General features: G+C 31.6%; 11 protein-coding genes and 1 tRNA gene. 4 read left to right on the top strand and 8 right to left on the bottom strand.

The features are described 5' to 3' along the window. Positions 1-84 precede the first annotated feature (84 nt). The 3 genes from JBL43_RS17105 to JBL43_RS17095 all read right to left on the bottom strand — a co-directional run bounded on the left by JBL43_RS17105 (position 85) and on the right by JBL43_RS17095 (position 4655). The gene (locus JBL43_RS17105; RefSeq protein WP_198842619.1) at positions 85-2154 is read right to left on the bottom strand and encodes a M13 family metallopeptidase; all 2070 of its coding nucleotides are present in this window, start codon (positions 2152-2154) and stop codon (positions 85-87) included. A 110-nt stretch (positions 2155-2264) separates the two neighbouring features. Next, entirely contained in the window at positions 2265-3593 is a 1329-nt protein-coding gene (locus JBL43_RS17100; RefSeq protein ID WP_198842618.1) for a DNA recombination protein RmuC, read from the bottom strand. A gap of 126 nt (positions 3594-3719) precedes the next feature. Continuing rightward, positions 3720-4655, bottom strand: a complete 936-nt coding sequence (locus JBL43_RS17095; protein ID WP_198842617.1) for a sterol desaturase family protein — start codon at positions 4653-4655, stop codon at positions 3720-3722. 335 nt (positions 4656-4990) lie between these two features. On the opposite strand from JBL43_RS17095, the gene JBL43_RS17090 reads away from it, so the two are divergent. After that, positions 4991-5064: transfer RNA gene (locus JBL43_RS17090), tRNA-Arg, on the top strand. A 494-nt stretch (positions 5065-5558) separates the two neighbouring features. Next, entirely contained in the window at positions 5559-9635 is a 4077-nt protein-coding gene (locus JBL43_RS17085; protein ID WP_317193464.1) for a hybrid sensor histidine kinase/response regulator transcription factor, read from the top strand. A gap of 26 nt (positions 9636-9661) precedes the next feature. Here the strand turns inward: JBL43_RS17085 and JBL43_RS17080 are convergent, their stop codons facing one another. From JBL43_RS17080 to JBL43_RS17060, 5 genes are read right to left on the bottom strand one after another with little or no spacing between them, the layout of a single operon-like run. Continuing rightward, a complete protein-coding gene (locus JBL43_RS17080) occupies positions 9662-11059 on the bottom strand; it encodes a sulfatase (protein ID WP_198842615.1) in 1398 nt (465 codons plus the stop codon). Positions 11060-11070: 11 nt separating this feature from the next. Further along, positions 11071-12105 (bottom strand): family 43 glycosylhydrolase, encoded by a 1035-nt coding sequence (locus JBL43_RS17075; protein ID WP_198842614.1) that lies wholly within the window; start codon positions 12103-12105, stop codon positions 11071-11073. A 4-nt stretch (positions 12106-12109) separates the two neighbouring features. Continuing rightward, positions 12110-13639 carry a sulfatase-like hydrolase/transferase gene (locus tag JBL43_RS17070; protein WP_198842613.1) on the bottom strand — a complete coding sequence of 510 codons (1530 nt, stop codon included), beginning with the start codon at positions 13637-13639 and terminating at the stop codon, positions 12110-12112. Between the two features lie 50 nt (positions 13640-13689). Then, positions 13690-14562 (bottom strand): alpha/beta hydrolase, encoded by an 873-nt coding sequence (locus JBL43_RS17065; RefSeq protein ID WP_198842612.1) that lies wholly within the window; start codon positions 14560-14562, stop codon positions 13690-13692. A gap of 30 nt (positions 14563-14592) precedes the next feature. Further along, positions 14593-16503 (bottom strand): glycoside hydrolase family 97 protein, encoded by a 1911-nt coding sequence (locus JBL43_RS17060; RefSeq protein WP_198842611.1) that lies wholly within the window; start codon positions 16501-16503, stop codon positions 14593-14595. Positions 16504-16799: 296 nt separating this feature from the next. Here JBL43_RS17060 and JBL43_RS17055 point away from each other — a divergent pair, with 296 nt between their 5' ends. Both JBL43_RS17055 and JBL43_RS17050 read left to right on the top strand, forming a co-directional pair. Beyond that, on the top strand, positions 16800-18569 hold the full coding sequence (locus tag JBL43_RS17055; RefSeq protein WP_198842610.1) for an alpha-L-fucosidase: 1770 nt from the start codon (positions 16800-16802) through the stop codon (positions 18567-18569). A 17-nt stretch (positions 18570-18586) separates the two neighbouring features. Continuing rightward, on the top strand, positions 18587-19669 hold the full coding sequence (locus tag JBL43_RS17050; protein WP_198842609.1) for a glycoside hydrolase family protein: 1083 nt from the start codon (positions 18587-18589) through the stop codon (positions 19667-19669). The last annotated feature ends 20 nt before the right edge of the window (positions 19670-19689 follow it).

Below are 19689 nucleotides of genomic sequence, written 5' to 3'. Positions count from 1 at the left end.
ACGATATTAGTATCGTTAAGCTTTAAGTTATAAATTTAATCCTTTAATAATCTGTATCGGTTATTTAGGACTAGACATTTTGTATTACCAAATTCTAACTCTTTTTTCAGGAGCTAAATACATAGCATCACCTTCTTTAATATCGAATGCTTTATAAAAGGCATCAACATTTAGTAATGGTTGAATGGCTCTAATCTTACCTGGAGAATGTGGATCAGTTTTTATTTGATTACGCAACGCTTCATCTCTAGTTAATGTACGCCATACTGTAGCCCATGACATAAAGAACCGTTGTTCAGGAGTAAACCCGTCAATATTTTCAGGTCTAGTATTATCTGCATAGAATTTTTGTAAACCATCATATGCTCCTAAAACACCTCCTAAATCACCTATATTTTCACCTAAGGTGAATTTTCCATTTACATAAACACTATCCAGTACTTCTAATTGACTGTATTGTGACGCTAAAGAATCTCCTCTTTCTGTAAAAGCCGTTAAATCTTCTGGAGTCCACCAATTTCTTAAGTTACCATCAGCATCAAATCGAGCACCACTATCATCAAAGGCATGTGAAATTTCATGACCAATTACTGCACCAATTCCTCCATAATTTACTGCTTCATCTGCAGTATAGTTATAAAAAGGGGGTTGTAATATTGCAGCAGGGAAAACAATTTCATTTGCTAAAGGATTAAAATAAGCATTAACTGTTTGAGGTGACATTCCCCATTTTGATTTATCGACTGGTTCACCGAATTCTGATAAATTCTTATCTAGTGACCATTTTCCAACAGCAGTCATGTTTTCAAAATAGGTATTTCCTTCAGTAACTTTTAGATTAGAATAATCTTCCCATTTATCTGGATAACCAATCTTAACCGTAAATTTATCTAATTTTGTAATTGCTTGTTTTTTAGTGCCTTCACTCATCCAGTCTAAAGCTTGAATACGTTTTTTATACGCATCAATAACATTAGCTATCATTAGTTCAGCTTTTGCTTTTGCTTCTGGAGGAAACATTGCATCTACATATAATTGACCTAATGCTTCACCAACAGTTCCATTAACTGTACCTAAAGCACGCTCATCAGCAGGACGCTGTTTTTTTGCACCTCTTAAAGTTTTAGAATAAAAATCCCAGTTTTTTTTCTCAAGATCAGTTGTTAAATTACTCGCAGCTGAATTTATTGTTGACCATTTCATCATTGTTTTAAGATCTTCAATATTAGTATCTTTTAATACTTTTTGAAGTTCAGCCATATATTTTAATTCCATTACAATTACTGTATCAACTTCTTTTTTAAGACCGATGTCAGTAATCATTTTTTTCCAATCAATAGCAGAAACCATTTTCCCTAATTCATCTATAGTACGAGGATTGTTGAAATTTCTTGCATCTCTACTTTGAACTTTGTCCAATCTAGGTTCTGCCAATTGAGTTTCAATTGCTAAAACTGTTTGAGCTTGTTTTTTAGCACTTGTCTCATCATCACCAATATATTGTAGCATTGTAGTAATAAAATCTATATATTGACCACGAATTTCTTTTGATTTATCATCTTGGTCTAAATAGTAATCACGATCTGGCAAACCTAACCCCCCAGTGGTAATATAACCAGCATTAATACTACTATTTGCTAAATTTGGAAAAACTGAAAACCCAACAAATGGTGCTGCAACAGCTGGGTTAGTAGCCAATACTGTTTGTAAATCATTAAGGTTATTAATACCAGCAATGGCATCTAAGGCTGGCTGAAGTGGTTTAATACCTGCTTTGTTTCTTGATGTTGTATCTAATTCAGAGTCAAATATAAAAAGTGCTTTAGCTTGATCTGTATTTGCATCATATTTTCCACTTTCTTTAGCTTTTGCTAGAATTGCTAATACATCTTTGTCTGTTTTTTTTCTTAAAACACCAAATCCACCCCATGATGATCTATCATCAGGAATTTCTGTGTTTTTCATCCAACTACCGTTAACATAGTTGTAGAAATCTTCTTTGGGACTAACGGTAGTATCCATATTTTCCAATACAATACCGGGTATAGTTTCAGTTGTTGAGACAGCTAAATCTTTATTTTCCTCCTTACATGAAGTAAAAGAAAAAACACCAGCTAAACCCAACAGGAAAAGCATTTTATTGTTAATTTTCATTTTTAATTATTTTAGTTAAATTATTATATTAAGATTAGTATTATTATGAATTGATTTGTTACAAAATTTTTGATTGATTTTGAATTGAATGTAATGATTGATGAGATTCATCAATTATTTTCTTCAGCTCTTTCAATTATGTTTTGAGGCAATGCTTTTTTAGCTTTTGCTCCTAATTTTTTAATTTTCTCAACACTTGTAATTAAATTACCTCTACCTTCAACTAATTTATTCATAGCTCCTTTATACTCACTTTTAGCCTCGTCCATTTTTTTACCAACTTTGGTTAAATCGATTACTAAGCCTTCAAATTTATCGTATAAAGCTCCTGCTTGACGGGCAATTTCAATGGCATTCCGTTGTTGTTTTTCATTTTGCCACATGCTATCTATGGTCCTTAATGTAGCAAGTAGGGTAGAAGGTGTAACAATAACAATGTTCTTTTCGAAAGCTTTATTGTACAATTGATTGTCTGCGTTAATGGCAACGGCAAATGCGGGTTCAATGGGAACAAACAACAATACAAAATCGGGCGATTCTATTTCGTAAATATCTTCATATTTTTTTTCTGACAGCTGAGTTACGTGTCTATTTAATGAATTAATATGATCTTTTAAATAGCGTTCTCTATCAAAATCTTCTTCTGCATTAGCATATCTTTCATAATCTGTTAAAGATACTTTAGAGTCAATAATCATTTTTTTATTATCAGGCAGATTGATAATAACATCTGGTCTTAGTCGTGTTTTATTAAGGGCATCTGTATTGAAACTTTTTTCTAAAAAATATTCTCTGTCTTTTTCTAAACCAGATTTTTCTAACACACGCTCTAAAATAAGTTCTCCCCAATTTCCTTGAGTTTTACTATCACCTTTAAGAGCCTTTGTGAGATTAACAGCTTCTTTACTCATTTGCTGATTCAACTCTTTTAATCCAATTATTTGCTGTCTTAACGCTGCGTGGTAATCGATGCTTTCTTTATGTGTTTTATCTACTTTATCTTCAAAAAGTTTAATTTTTTCGTTTAGCGGGTTTAAGATAGTTTTTAAATTTTCTTTATTTTGTTCCGTAAATTTACTGGATTTTTCTTCTAATATTTTGTTGGCTAAATTTTCAAATTCTTTGGTGAATTTTTCTTGAATATTTTCAAGCTCATTTTTCTGAACTGAAAGTTTTTCATTTAAATTATTAATAGAAGCATCTTGCTGAATATTTACTTTTACTATTTGCTCTTTTTCGGATTGAAGATGTCTATATTCTAATTGAAGGTCCGAAATTGTTTTTTCGGCATTAGATTTTATTTCGGTAAGAATGATATTACGTTCAACTAGGGTTGATTTTTCTTTTTCGGTATTAACTTTGGTTAACAGTTTACCAATAAAAGCTCCTATAAGTAAAGAAATAATAAATAGGATTATAAATATGATATATTGTTCCATCAATGTTAGTAGAATTAGTATAAAATATAACAAATAACATAAAAATATCCAGATAACTTTGGCATTTCTTATTCAGAACTTGCTACCTACAAAGATGGTATGAGCATTATTATTTAAAGACAATAATTATTTGTCAGCACCCATTGCAGCTTTTTTTAATATTTTTTGTTGCTGTTTAACCGTAAGTGAACTTCCATCAACGCTCCAACCTGGAGGTCCAAAAACGTACATAAATCCTTCTTTAAAAGATTTAGCTCTTTTAACATCTTTCCATATATCACCATATTCATGTGTAAGAATAACGAATGGGTTATAAGAAGAAGGAGGTGTTGTTACTCCGTATTTAATTTCAATTTCTTCGTCTAGTTCTTTCCAAGTACCGAACATCTTATCAAAAAGATTTAAATACCCACCATGGTTCTTATCCATATATTCAATATTTCTAGAGTGATGAACTTGATGCTGTGTATGTAAATTTAGAAATTTCTCTAAAAATCCTAATTTTGGTACATATTTAGTGTGTAATTGAAATTGCCAAAGAGCTTCAATACCCATACATACTATGAGCATTTCGTAATGAAAACCAATTGCAGGTATCCACATATAAAAGAAAGGTTTGTAAAGTACAGTAAACCAGCCGTTACGCACCGCTGTTCCCAAATTAAAGTTATCTGATGAATGATGCACAATATGTGCCGCCCATAAGAATCTAATTTCATGATTAGCTCTGTGGAACCAGTAATAAGAAAAATCATCGGCTATTTGGCAAATAATCCATATATACCATGCCCAACCAAAAGATTCCCATCCCATAATATTTGTAGGAACACCATCAACTAAAGGATTAAATAAATCATAAACAAAACTGAATAAGACAACAGCAAAAACTATTTTCACTAATGGAGCAATAATCGCTGAGCCAAGGCCCATGGCTCCGCTTGCAAACAGATCTTTCCACTCATACAACTCATCGTTGTCATGTGTTTTACTATAAACTAATTCTAATAAAATAAATGCTATAAATGCAGGTCCGCCGTAGACTAAGGGGTTGGTTAAATCCAATTTTTAAATTTTTTGTAAATATAATTATAATCTAAGTACTTCTATCAAACTTTCAATTGTTTTAACAATAAATAAACATTTTTCAAGTACATTTTAGGCTCGCTAACAATTATTTTGACCAGAAGGCTTCCATTAATTTTGATCTACTACTTATTCATTCTTCTAGGTGATGAAATTATTGTTATCTTAATGCAATTGAAATCAGAGTATTATAATGAATAATTTTGAAAAAAATAATTGAATTTTTAGAACGTAAAATTTTATCGTAAATAAATTGATAAATCATTGTTATTTTAATCTTAAGTTTTATATTTGCACCGCTAATTTTAGCAAATGGTGGCATAGCTCAGCTGGATAGAGCACCTGCCTTCTAAGCAGGCGGTCCTAGGTTCGAATCCTAGTGCCATCACTTGAAAAGCCTTACTTTTGTAAGGCTTTTTTCGTTTTTATATCTTTTATTCGATTTGTTTTTCTTCAAATCGAATTCTTTACACTTCATTCATTTTTAATTTAAACGTAATAAATAGTTATAATTTTTACATATAGCTAAAACTCGCTAAAAATGTGATATATCATCAAAAGAAATACTATTAAATTTGGTATTAAAACTTAAATTATTATCTTCGACATTACTTGATTAATATGTGTTTTGAAAGAAATATTGGTTGCAATGGTTTGTTTCAAATTACCATTATAGTAGTAAATTTATAGAAATCTATAAATTACAGTAATACTAAATTATTAATTGGAGTTTTCTAATTGAATTATTACACATCAAAAATGAGTGTTAAAAACTACATTATTTTCTGCTTCTGTTTAATTACTAATCTAGTTTTTAGTCAATTTAACAATTTAAAGTTTGAGAACTTAGATACTTATAATGGTCTGTCAAGTAGTACTTGCGTGGAAATTTTTCAAGATAAAGAAGGATTTTTATGGTTTGGTACAATTGACGGTTTAAATAAATATAATGGATATGAATTTGAAATTTTCAAATCGGTTTTAAATGATTCAAAATCTATAAGTAATAATAGAATTAATGCAATAACTGAAGATAATGAAGGTAATCTCTGGGTGGGTACCAATAATGGATTGAACTTATTTGTTAAGGAAAAGAATAATTTTATACGAATTAACCTTTACCGTGATTTATCATTAGCCAATGGAACACAAAAAATAATTAACGATTTATTTTATGATAGTATTAATAATACAATATGGGTAGGAACGAATAATGGAATCATAAAAATTAATTTAGGTGATGATAGTATTAACATAGATAACTATAAATTTTCATATTATATAAATGATCAAACGAACCCAAACTCTATAGATAATAACAATGTTAATGTTATAGTAAAGGATGAAAAAGATATAATATGGATAGGTACTAATGGGCAACATCTCAATAGGTATAACAATAAAAAAAATAATTTTGATAGAGTTTTAATTAAAAATAATGAAACCTATGAACTTAATCACATACCCAAAAGGGTTTTTATTGATAGCGATGGTGATTTTTGGATAGGTAATGATCTTTCCAATTTAATTTTGTGGAACAGAAAGCAAAATACATTTAAACACATCTCAGTAGTCGGTAAAAACACTCCAATACTTGATATGTTTCAAGATTCAAAAGGCCTTTTTTGGATTTCAACGGATGCATTTGGATTGTATTTATTTAATAAAAAGAATGATGTTGTGGAGTTACAGCAGCATATTGTAAACGATTTTTCTGATCCTTTTACTCTTCCAAATAATAAACCAAGTAAAATATTTGAAGATAATAAGGGCATTTATTGGATCGGAAGTTATGATAAAGGGGTTAGTAAATTAGATCCTTCTAATTATGCTTTTGGTCATTATTACTATCAGCCCAATAACTTAAATGGACTTAATCAAAAAACAGTACAATCAGTTTTAGAAGATTCAAAAGGAAGGATTTGGATAAGTGCCTATGATGGAGGTATGAATCTTTTCGATGAAAAAACAAAATCATTTAAACACTTTAGTCGTAATCCTAATCTTCGTAATGGTCTTAGTTCAAATAAAATTTTATATACATTTGAAAGTCATGACGGATTTATTTGGGTATGTACTTTAGACGGAGGTGTTAATAAATTTAATCCAAAAACATATACATTTGAAACGTTTTTGCATGATGTAAAAGATTCACTCTCCATTGGTCAAAGTTCAGTATGGTCAGGTGTAGAAGATAATAAAAATAGAATATGGTTTGGGTTAAGAACCGAAGGTTTAAGTCTTTACGACCCGTTAACTGAACAATTTTCTAATTATAAAAATACATTTGCAAAAGAAAACGGTCTGGTTAGTAATTCTGTAATCTGCACATTTATTGATTCTAAAAATCGTTTGTATATTGGTACAGCTCTGGGTTTAAATGTTGTTGATTTAAACCAACTAGATGAATATATACCAAAAGATATAAAATTTAAACTTATTAAAGAAAAGGGCTTAGAAGGAGGTGGTATAAACTATGTAACAGAAGATCATAATGGAAATATTTGGATAGGGTCTGACAATGGTGTTTTTAAATTAGATAACACGTTACATTTATTAAATTCATATTCTTCTCAAAATGGTCTACCTAACAATCTTGTGGTGGGTATAAAAGAGGATGATAATTATAACCTTTGGATAACAACTAAAAGTGGTTTGTCCTTATTAAATCCTCAAACTCATCAGTTTAAAAATTTCAATGCACATGATGGATTACAAGGACCTGAATTTCAAAGTAAATCAATAGAGAAAACAAAAAATGGTCGAATTATAATTGGTGGAATAAATGGATTTAATATATTTCAACCTAATGATATAAAAGCCCCAAGTTTAGTAGAGTTACAACCTCAAATAACAAACTTTAGGTTGAATAATAAAATAGTAGTTGAAGGAGATTCTATAAATGGGCGAGTGCTTTTAAATAATGGGATTTCAAAAATTAAGGATTTGAATTTGAATTATGATGAGAATTATATTTCATTTGAGTTTGTTGCTTTATATTTTGATAATTCAGAACAAGTACAATATGCTTATAGAATGCAAGGTCTTGACAATGAGTTTATAAACTTAGGTTCTAATAGAGTTGTTAATCTTTCAAATTTAGAACCAGGAAATTATACCTTCGAAGTTAAGGCATCAATAACTGGAGATTGGGAATCTGCTAAAATGGCCTTTATTAATATAGTGATTGCCCCTCCAATTTGGAGAACTTGGTGGGCTTATTTCGTTTATTTTATAATTGGAGCTCTTATTTTATTCGCTGTCATACACTATTACACACTAAAAATTCAAGAGGCTCAACGACATGAGTTAGACCAGAAACAACTTCAGTTTTTTGTAAATGTGTCGCATGAATTTAGAACACCGTTAACACTTATATTAAATCCGGTAAATAAGATTTTATCAAACTTCAATAATGACCCTGAAGTTACTAAACGGTCAGCTACATCAATACAACGCAGTGCTAGACGGTTAATGCATTTAGTAGACCAATTACTAGATTATAGAAAAATGGATGCCGGTATGTCTCCATTGCAATTAGAAAAGGGAGATATTGTGAAATTTAGCCACGATATTTTTACTCTTTTTAAAGATTTGGCTAAAAAGAAAGAGATAGACTATGTTTTTGAAAGTACATCTAAAAGTATAAAATGTCTTTTTGATTTTGACAAAGTAGAAAAGATCATTACAAATTTAGTTTCTAACGCTATTAAATTTACAAATAATGAAGGTTGTATCACGGTAACAATTAATACCTCAAAGGAGAAGGAAAGTATATCTAATTTCACATTATTTAAAGGTAAAAAATTAACTAGATATATTGAGATAATAGTTGAAGATACCGGTGTAGGATTAGATAAAGAACAACAGAATCGCATTTTTTCTAGATTTTATAATGTAGATGAAACGAAATCTGGAACAGGAATTGGACTTAACTTTACTAAAGGATTGGTTGAACTGCATGGAGGAAAAATATCTTTAGATAGCAAACGTAAAAAAGGAAGTAAATTCATTGTGAAATTACCGTTAGATGTAAATTCTAAATCTAAAAAAGTTGAAAATGTAAAGAATGAGTATCTAATCAATTCCATGAAGGCCGTTGAATATAATATGATCATATCAAATGATAATGTGTCAGCAGATCCTAAAAAAGAAAAAGGTATTACAGTTAATAAAGAATTACCTGTAATTCTTATTGTAGAAGATAATAAAGAGTTAAGAATTCATTTAAAAAATGACTTAAAGGATTTATATACAATAAAAGAAGCTGTTAATGGCAAGGAGGGATTAAAAATGGTTAAAAAATACTATCCAGACGTGGTAATTAGTGATGTTATGATGCCTAAAATGGATGGGTTTGAAATGTGTAAATTAATTAAAACGGACTTAGAAACCTCCCATATACCTGTAGTTTTGTTGACAGCGAGAACCTTGGCGGAGGATCGGATAGTAGGGTATGATAACGGGGCAGATGCTTACTTATCTAAACCATTTGTAATAAATGTTTTAAGGTCAAGAATTGATAATTTATTATTGGCAAAAAATAGGTTGCGAAAACGATTCTCTGAAATTGGAGGTATATTCCCTTCAAGCGAAGTAACTACTAATAATTTAGATGAAGCGTTTTTAGATAAAGCCACTAAAATTGTGTTGTCAAACATTAGTGATCTCGATTTTAAACAAGATCATCTTTTAAAAGAAATGGGAATTGGTCGTTCTCAATTTTATAGAAAAATAAACTCACTAACGGGTAATAATCCTAGTTATTTTATTAGGACTATACGATTGAGATATGCTTCAGAATTACTATTGAAAAATGAAAATTCTATTAAGGAAGTGACTTATATGTCAGGGTTTAATTCTACTGCTTATTTTAGTAAGACCTTTCGAGAATTATTTAAATTAACGCCTAGCCAGTATATTGAACAGAATGAAAAGAATAAAAAAACAGCTACTTAAATCATTTCGAATGACGGACTGTAATTTCAATTGTTTATGGCTGGCATTTCTGCCTTAACCTTCTGTTGCCATTGTTTTAACTCTTGTGATAATTCTTTTGTTTGTTGAGGGAATTTACTTACTAAATTATTCTCTTCGCTAATATCATCTTCTAGGTTATAAAGAAATTCTTTTTGTGTTTCAAATTGATAAATATATTTCCATTTACCATTTCTAATTGCAGCACCCATAGAGAGCCCTTCGTTTCTGTGATGCGGAAAGTGCCAATATAAAGACCGTTTCGGAAATGCACTTTTACCGTATAATAAAGGTAAAAGACTTTGCCCTTCCAATTCTGTATAATCTTTAGTAGAAACACCTACTAATTGTAACAAAGTAGGGAAGAAGTCAACACTTGTAATTGGAGTATTGCAAGAACTACTTTTCTCTATTTTTCCTTTCCAATTCACAACCATTGGAACGCGTATTCCACCTTCATTTAAAGTTCCTTTTTTTCCTATTAAGGGAAGGTTTCCCCAAAGTCCACCATTATCTGAATAAAAAATAACGATTGTGTTTTCCAGTAGATTTGATTCTTTTAATTTTTGCATTACTTTACCAACATTTTGATCAAGCTTTTCTATCATTGCAAAATATTTGTTTCCATTGTACTTATTCAGAGTTTCAACAGGAGCTGCCAATGGTGTATGCACGGTGTATGTTGCTAAATTCAAAAAGAACGGTTTACTTTTATTCTTATCAATAAATTGTATGGCTTCATCACCCAGTCTATCCGTAAGGTATTCTCCATCAGGTCCATCTTTTAGATTACCATTTTTGTAAGGTGAAAAATAACTAGCGGGTTGTCCATAAGCGTTACCACCAATATTTATATCGAATCCATAATTACTTGGTAAATAATCAGCATTTACAATGCCGTCATCAGTATTAATAGAACCACCTCCACCTAAATGCCATTTCCCTATATAGCCCGTAGTATAACCCTGTTGCTTCAACACATCGGCAATACTTATTTTATCTATTAGTAAATGATCAATGAAAAAACCTTCCTTTAATTTTTTGTCTGTGTTTAATTTTTTTAAATATTTTTCCATACCCATACCTGGAATGTGGCACGTGAGTTTTAAGGCTGCTGGTGATTTTCCAGTTATAATGCTTGCACGAGTTGGCGAACACACTGGAGCAGCCGCATAGGCATCTGTAAACACCATACCATCTTTAGCCAGTTTATCTATATTAGGAGTTTGAATATCTTCTTTTTGGTTCATATAGCCTACATCTGAATAACCAAGATCATCAACAACAATGAAAACGATATTTGGTTTTCGTTCTTCCTCATCGTGGCTGGTTTTAACTGTTGTTTTACAAGAAATTATGATTGTAACAATAAAGATAATTTTCAGAATGTTATTTAATTTATTCATTGTTTGTGATCTTATTTCATTTCGAATCGAACCAAATGTGCTTGTCCTTTTTTACTTTTCATTGCAACACCCCAACCAGGCGTTTCTGTTCCTTTATTTCCATCTTCCAAATCGGGACGATACAATCCTGGTGCTTTTGGAATGTTGGTCAAGCTATCTTGCAATACAGAAAAATGGATACCATCTTCTGCATAGTAAATACTTTTGCTTATGGAAGCGAGGGAAACAATACCATTACCTTTTTTCCATATCAATACTTCATGACTTTTATCTAAAATTGAGCCTTTGTGTTTGGTAAAAGGACCTTCTGGTGTATCGGCATAAGCTATACTCATTTCAGTTAACCCTGGACCTTTGGCACCATGTATTATGGACCTTCCTTTGTAGTACAACCCTATTTTATTGTCTTTTACCAACATGCTAGCATCATCAATACGGTAACTATCAAAATCTTCAGGAACGTTACTAATTTCTAAAATAGGATTGTTTTCTACTCTTTTAAAAAGTCCGTCAGGACTGTCGGAAACAGCAAGACCAATAGCAGTAATATCCGTAGTGTGATTGCCTTCAAATTCACCATTTATGTTTCCTGGAGTTGGTTTTACACCTGTATAATACAAATAATATTTACCTTTATAAGCTAGAATGTTGGGCGTAAAAACGGAATGACTATCAAATGTGCCTTTTTCGCCTAAACCCAATGCCATACCTTGTTCTTTCCAAGTGTAACCTTCATCTTTTGAAGTGGCATACCAAATTGTTGCCCAATAGCCAGAGGTAATTGGACTATTCATCCTCGAATACCAAACGTAATAGGTATCTCCAACTTTTATAATATCACTATTGTCTCGACGGTTATATATACTATCTTGCCCAATTCCAGTTATTTCTTGATACGTAAATTTAATCTTATCTACATGCGATAGCTCACTAGAATCTATAGTTTTAATTGGGTTATCTCGATTTTTGGACTTGCAGTTTGTTATAAAAAGAAAAAATAGAATTATAACAAAACACTGGGTAGTTAATAAAAACTTATGATTCATAGTACTACTTTTTAGCCTCTTGATACAATTGTTCAGTCTTTTTTCTCAACTTTTTAAGTGTTTCAATGTACTCGGTGTTATTTACCAAATTATGCTGCTCCAATGGATCGTTTTCTAAATCATATAATTCCTCAATTTTTGGAGTATGTTCGTAATACACAAAGTATTTATAACGATCAGTTCTGATTCCATGACTGCGATAGGATTTATTCTCACTAATCAAATTTTGATTGATTTCATCAACGTTTTCTTTATAGCGTTCTTTGAACATATCTGCAAGAAACAAATCTTCCATAAATACTGCATCTCGCCAATTGGACATATCTTGTGTTTTATTTAAGATTCCACTAATGTCTCTACCTTGCATGCTTTTTGGTACATCAAGTCCAGCGAATGATAGAATTGTTGGAGCCATATCTACAGATGAAATAAGTGCGTTTTCTCTAAACCCTTGTTTCTCTCTGGATACTCTTCCATCATAAACAATTAATGGGGCTTTAACCGATTCTTCATATAATAAACATTTATCGAAAAGTCCATGTGAGCCTTGGAAACGACCGTTATCACTAGTATAAATAATAACGGTATTTTCAAGCATTCCATTCGCTTTTAATTTAGCGACTAAAAGTCCAACTTGATCATCTACACTATAGCCTTGCGTTGCAAAACGACGTACCAATCTCTGATACATTTCAGGGGTTGATGAACGTTGTTTATGCAAATACACTCCACGAGCATTGTCTTTTACAACTACGGGTAGTTTTTCATTATCGCCTTCCACCCAATTGTCAGGAACAGATAATTCTTGATCTTTAAACTGATTGAAATGTGGAATATACATGTCTGTGTCTTTATCATGTTTAACGGCGTAAAAGCTAACGGATAGACAAAACGGTTGATCTTTTGGCTGGGTATCAATAAAACGCAACATGGCTTCTCCGGTTCTTAAAGTTCGACCAGAATTTTGTCTACCTTCTTTATATATATCTTTTAATACCGAATCAGTTTCTGGCCACATTACAAAACCTTTTCTATCATAAGTCTCGCTTCCCGCAAAAAAATCAAAAACATTTCCCATATTTTTCTTGTAGTAATACTCTTTAGGAGTGCTAGGTCTTGTCGCTTTTTCAGTTACTGTAAATCCTACTTTACCTATAAACCCTGTGCGGTATCCTGCTTTTTTAAGTAGTGCCGGATATCCATTTAAGAAATCGTCTTGTGATAACGTATAATCGGTAGGTGCAACAAACCCTACTTGATGGTTTGAATTGTATCGTCCTGTCATCATGGTCACTCGACTAGGCATACATATGGCCACTGCATAATAAGCCTTATCAAAGACAACACCTTGTTCTCCTAATTTATCAATATTTGGTGTATTAAATTCAGGTTTACCATAAATACCCATATTGTCCCAACGTTGATCATCAGTCATTAGAAAAATGATATTTGGTTTTTCTTGAGCATAGACAAAATCATTCAATAAATTTATTAATAATAAGACTAAAAGTGACGATAATTTGATATACTTCATGTTTATCATTTTAATTGATTTAATAATTATTGAGATTATTATGAAAAGAACTATTTAGATTTAACAGTTGGTTTTCCTTTTAAAAACCTTAATTTCTTTAAAAATTTGTCGGTGTTGTACATTGTTATATTAAAATATTTATCACTACTGCCTTTTCTGAAAAAACTACCATTGAAAAAGCCATGTCCAACGTCTTCAACGGTTACTAATTTGCATTCATTACCAGCTTCTTTCATAAGCGAGGTAAATCGTATCGCATTTTCATATGGTACTGTTTTATCTTCATTTCCATGAAAGAACAGCATAGGTGGCAAATTTCTATTTATTTGATGGGTAGGAGATATTTCGGTCTCACGCCCTATTACTTTCTTAGAACCATATCCTTTATCTGTAGTGTCAAATACCGGGTTGTATCCAACTACAGCATTGGGAACTGAGCTTATCGATAAATCCTCATTTGCATTTTCATGTCCTTCAACTAAAGCGGTGCAGATAGCCAAATGGCCTCCTGCAGAACCTCCACTTGCTACAATTTTATCAGGGTCTATATTTAGTTCGTCAGCATGTTGTCGAACCCATCGAATTGCCGATTTGGCATCCGCTACACTTTCAAAAGGAGAAGTTCCATGAATGTTTTTCACTCGGTATTCTGCAGATATCGCTAATATGCCTCTTGATGCAAGATATTTAGATTGCTGATAAAATTGTTTAGGAGTACCACTTACCCAGCCACCACCAAAAAATAAAACAATGGCCGCTGTTGGGTTTTTAGAAATTTCAGGCTTAAATACATGTAGATACAGACTATCGCCATTTATTTCTTTAAAAAATATTTTATCATTTGGTTCTATATTTTGGGCAGAAATACTAAATACTTCAAGATTTAAAACCGCAACTAAAATCAATAATTTTATTATTTTCATTTTATATTTTTTACAGATACTTACTATTTTTTATTCAGGTCTGATCCACATACAATGCCCACCACCTTTTACCATTTTCGCTTTGACAATATCCCCTTTTTTCACTGTTCCCTTTCGTATTTGGTAAGCTTCTGGGTTGGTTTTACTATCTGTCTCGTCAGTATCTTCATAATAAGTAATTGCATACGTTTTTCCTTCTTTTAGAAAATCAAAATTGATATCTAAACTACCACCTTTACTATGAACTGAACCAATAAACCATTCTTTTTTATGTCTTCTCGCGGTAGATATATATTCATCCATTTTAGCATGTAATACTTTGCTTTCGTCCCATTTTCCAACTGGCATTTTTTGAATAAATTCGAATAAATCTAACTTTGCGGTATAGGCTTCTGGAGCATCGGGAATACAAACCAAACCACTAAAAATAATTAATGTTCGAGCTGCCTCAGCAGTAACTGTAGTAATTAAGGAATTCAATTTTTTCGGCCCTTTTTCTCTTTTACCTGAATTTACTCCTGAAATATCAAAAATACCATTATTCATATCTAAAGGTCCTTGAATAGCATTAATTAATGCCATTCTAATAAATGCTTCAGGTGTAAAAGCACGTCGTGAATCTTGTTGTGCATGACAGTATTCTCGAGCGACAGCATTCGGGTAGGTTCTGGTCATTCCCGTAAATGGAACTGGGTTGTCGTGAAAATCTATTAATAATTTACTATTGGCACTTAAACGGATAGCCTCCCTTGAAAACGAAACATTTTTACCCATAAAACCATATTTTACACCACTCATCCCTAAAGAGCTATAAAACGGAAATAATTCCTCATCTCCATATACGCCCTTATGTCGATCGTAGTATAATATTAGTTTAACGCCTTTCTTTTTTGCATAATCTGAAACTTTTTGCAAGTCTAACTTTTCTGACATTTCTATATGCCCTTTTTTAACGTCGGTATACCAAGAATCATCAATTAAAAAATATTCAATATTATTTTTTGCAGCAAAATCAATAAAACGATAGTAACTTTCATTGTCAATACCATAGGTAAATCCATCTTCTGCAACATATCCATGCACTCTCCAGTCCCACAGGGTTTTACCTGGTTTTATCCAAGAAGGATCAGAAATTTTATTTGGGGCCGCAACATTAAGAGGTACCATATTGGTAACAAGATCTCCAATATTTTTTTCAAACAGAATCAGTCTCCAAGGTGTGATTAAACTATTGCTCTTTAAATTATAATCATTCTTAGCAATTAATTTATTTCTTTCCTTGTCAAAATTAAAATCGATTACTTTAAAGCCTGGAGCACTAGCTAAATCAGATTCTAACAAGGCTATAAATGGTTTCTCTTTGTTTTCAACCATTAAAGGCATAAACAACTTTTGATTTGATATAGAATCAGACAATGTGCTTAAAGCGATTGGGCCTTTGGGCTTAGTTTCACCAGCATGTGTATAAAAAACACTTTCTTTTGGTAAATCATATTCTATATAAAAAGAAGGTGTTGAATTTTTTGGAATTTGATCAATTTCATAGCGAAAAGCAGCACCATTATTATAGGCTCTTATAAATAGTTTATAGGGTGTTTTATTATGAAGTAGGGTTACTTTTAGTTCATTATAATAATTTTGAATTTCACTAAACTGTCCCCATACTGGCGTCCAAGTTGTATTTATTTTTACTTGTTCTGTTTTTAAAATTTCTACCTTAGAATTTTGAAATAATGAAATTGAAGATTTTGAAATTAATGTTTGTCCATTCGCATTTAGTGAATATGTTAATTCTTTTTCATTATTATCAATATTGATAATTAGATTTCCATCCGGTGAATATAATTTCTTAACAATGGTGTCTGTGTTACTGCAAAACGATAGTGATGTAAAAAATACCAAAAGAAGAAAGCATATAATATTACTTGAATTACTCTTCATAGTGCTTATATAATTAATTCATTAAATTAGAATTATACAATATTATTAAATATTTATAAAAATAAATATAAACTATGAATCAGCATAAACAATTCAATACCCATTTAATACCCATTTAATGCCCATTAAGAACGAACTCTAAAACTGATTTAATTTATTACTTTTAAATATTCTTATTGCCCCTATAAAATAATATCTTTAAATGAACTATATTTTATAATGTATGATTCATGATTTATACTAGATAAAGCCTATTGTTTTTATTATTGTATAAACAATATTTCAAATAATACCCCATGAAAAAAACTGGAATCTTATTGCTAATATTCGTGCTAATGTTTAATATCGGATGTGAGGACAAGCAAAAGAAAATGGCACAATTAGAAGATAAAAAGGATCAAAGTGTAATCACTGATAAAGAACGCATGGAATGGTGGTCAGATGCTAGATTCGGCATGTTTATTCATTGGGGAATTTACACAGTGCCAGCTGGTTTTTATAAAGGTAATGCAATAAGTAATAGTGCCGAGTGGATCATGAATAAAGGTAAAATTCCTATTGCCGAATATGAAAAATTTGCCAAACAGTTTAATCCTACAAAATTTAATGCAGACGAATTTGTGGCTTTAGCTAAAGAAGCAGGAATGAAATACATGATTATCACGGCAAAGCATCACGATGGTTTTTCAATGTTTGATTCTAAAGCAACGGATTATAATATTGTAGATGCAACACCTTTTAAACGTGATATTTTAAAAGAATTAGCAGAGGCATGTGAAAAACAAGGATTAAAATTTGGATTTTATTATTCTCAAGCACAAGATTGGCACCATCCCGGAGGAATGGGTAATGGTTGGGATAAAGACTTAAAACGTGTATCTAGCGATGAATATGTTTTTGAAAAGGCATTGCCTGAAGTAAAACAATTGTTAACAGAATATGGCCCGATTTCTAATTTTTGGTGGGATACACCGCGTCAAATGACAAAATCTGTCGTGGATAGTTTACATCATATAACCACAGCATTACAACCAAATATTATAACGAATGATCGTTTGGGAGATGATTATCCAGGAGATCATAAAACGTTTGAACGTCATGGACCAAAATATCAACCAGAAGCTAAATATTGGGAACTTTGCCAACCTGTTAGTGGAAGTTGGGGATACCGCAGTGATGATAATAACTTTAAATCAATACCTACATTAATTAGAAATTTGATTGATCAGAGTAGTAAAGGGGGAAATTATTTATTGAATGTGAGTCCTACCAATGAAGGTATTTTAAAAATGGAAGCTGTTGAACGAATGAAAGCCATTGGTGCTTGGATGAAGAATAACAGTGAGGCTATTTATGAAACGGAAGCGAGTCCAACAAATGAAGAACCTAAATGGGGAAGAATTACCATGAAAACGCTCGATGATAAAGGGTTGTTGTATCTTCATGTATACGATTGGAAAGATGGAGCGTCATTGCCTATTGCCTTAACTAATGAAGTTGAAGCGTGTTATTTACTTACAGATAAAAACAGACCGTTTCAAACTGAAAGTTCTGAAAATGGTATTCAAGTGAAACTTACAGGAGAAGCCCCAGATAGTGTTGCCTCTGTTATCGTTTTAAAACTAAGGGATATGCCTAAAGCTTTACCTCGTAAAGGATTAGGGCAAGATAATAATGGACTTGTAATATTACCAGCATACAGAGCTCAGTATGAGAATTTACAAGGTCCAGGTGCTCAGTATAATGAGAAAGTAGATTGTATTAGTAGTTGGGATAGTGAAACGGCAAGAGTTTATTGGACATTTGAAATTGATACGCCAGGTAATTTTAAATTAATGGCTGATTATTCAGGTTCAAAAGATTCTGAAATTAAAGTATCACTTAATGGTGAAACAAAAATAGTTAACATTCCGGCGAGTGGAAGTAATACCAAAAGGTTTAAAGAAATAGAATTAGGAAATTTTAAAATTGCCAAAGGTGGTATATATGAACTTTCATTAATGCCTATGGCTGATAAATGGAAAGGTATTAACTTGAAAGCCGTTAAAGTTCAATTAAAAAAATAATCATAACAAACCTAAATATGAAATTTTTCTTAATTTTCTTTGTAGTATTCATGTCGTGTAGTGCTCAGAATTCTATTTACGATAATCTAAAAGAAGCACCCGTAAATGGTGGTTTTGAAATGGAAAATTATTGGGTATGGGGTAGTTCTGTAATTAAAGGAGAAGATGGTAAATATCATATGTATGCGTCTCGGTGGCCAAAATTTTTGCCGTTTCATCCAGGGTGGATGATTCAGTCAGAAATTGTACATGCGGTGTCAAACACGCCTATAGGTCCTTATAGATATGTAGATATAGCATTAGGCAATCGAGGAACACAATATTGGGATGGTAAATCATGTCACAATCCTAAAATTGTAAAATATAAAGACACGTATATTTTATATTATATGGGCTCCACGCATCCTTTTGAAGATGTTACTGCAGACAACATTAACGCATTTAATTTATCAAGTAAATGGTGTATTGCAGCGAGATGGGGCAAACGAATTGGTATAGCAACTTCTAAAAGCCCTTATGGACCATGGAAACGATCGGATTCACCAATTTTAAATGTAAAACCCAATTCTTATTATAGTTTTTTAACCTCCAATCCTTCACCATTGATTAAAAAAGATGGTGCTGTAGTATTATTATTTAAAGGCAGAAGTTATAAAGAGGATGGCATAAAGCAGAGCGATATGAGTATTGGTGTTGCAACCGCACCGTCATTTGATGGAGCATATACGGTATTAGGTGATGAACCTTTATTTTCTATGGAACGTTTCGGTGAAGTGGAAGATCCGCATTTATGGAGTGATGATGATGGATATCATATGATAGCAAAAGATCAACGTGGATTAATAACAGGAGGAAAAGGTGATGGGTTATTGGCACACTCTAAAGATGGAATAAATTGGGTAATTGATAAGAGTCCGAAAGCATATACTAAAACAGTAAAATGGGACAATGGAAAAACGATAAAACAAGGACAATTAGAACGTCCTTTTGTTTTTGTTGAAGATGGAAAACCTACACATATATTTTTTGCTACTATGAATGGTCCTGGTGGATTTGGAAATGGTACAAAAACATGGAATATGGTAATTCCATTAAAATAATATTAACATTATAAAATAGA

The organism is Aureibaculum flavum, from assembly GCF_016406085.1.
Classification (GTDB): Bacteria; Bacteroidota; Bacteroidia; order Flavobacteriales; family Flavobacteriaceae; genus Aureibaculum; species Aureibaculum flavum.
The sequence above is the reverse complement of the archived record's forward strand: the minus strand, read 5'-3'. Positions and strand labels throughout refer to the sequence as shown.

Bases quoted from the DNA above. Each gene is read 5' to 3' on its own strand.
- JBL43_RS17105 (WP_198842619.1), bottom strand. From the start codon at position 2,154: ATGAAAATTAACAATAAAATGCTTTTCCTGTTGGGTTTAGCTGGTGTT.
- JBL43_RS17070 (WP_198842613.1), bottom strand. From the start codon at position 13,639: ATGAAGTATATCAAATTATCGTCACTTTTAGTCTTATTATTAATAAAT.
- JBL43_RS17050 (WP_198842609.1), top strand. From the start codon at position 18,587: ATGAAATTTTTCTTAATTTTCTTTGTAGTATTCATGTCGTGTAGTGCT.
- JBL43_RS17055 (WP_198842610.1), top strand. From the start codon at position 16,800: ATGAAAAAAACTGGAATCTTATTGCTAATATTCGTGCTAATGTTTAAT.
- JBL43_RS17065 (WP_198842612.1), bottom strand. From the start codon at position 14,562: ATGAAAATAATAAAATTATTGATTTTAGTTGCGGTTTTAAATCTTGAA.
- JBL43_RS17060 (WP_198842611.1), bottom strand. From the start codon at position 16,503: ATGAAGAGTAATTCAAGTAATATTATATGCTTTCTTCTTTTGGTATTT.
- JBL43_RS17100 (WP_198842618.1), bottom strand. From the start codon at position 3,593: ATGGAACAATATATCATATTTATAATCCTATTTATTATTTCTTTACTT.
- JBL43_RS17075 (WP_198842614.1), bottom strand. From the start codon at position 12,105: ATGAATCATAAGTTTTTATTAACTACCCAGTGTTTTGTTATAATTCTA.
- JBL43_RS17080 (WP_198842615.1), bottom strand. From the start codon at position 11,059: ATGAATAAATTAAATAACATTCTGAAAATTATCTTTATTGTTACAATC.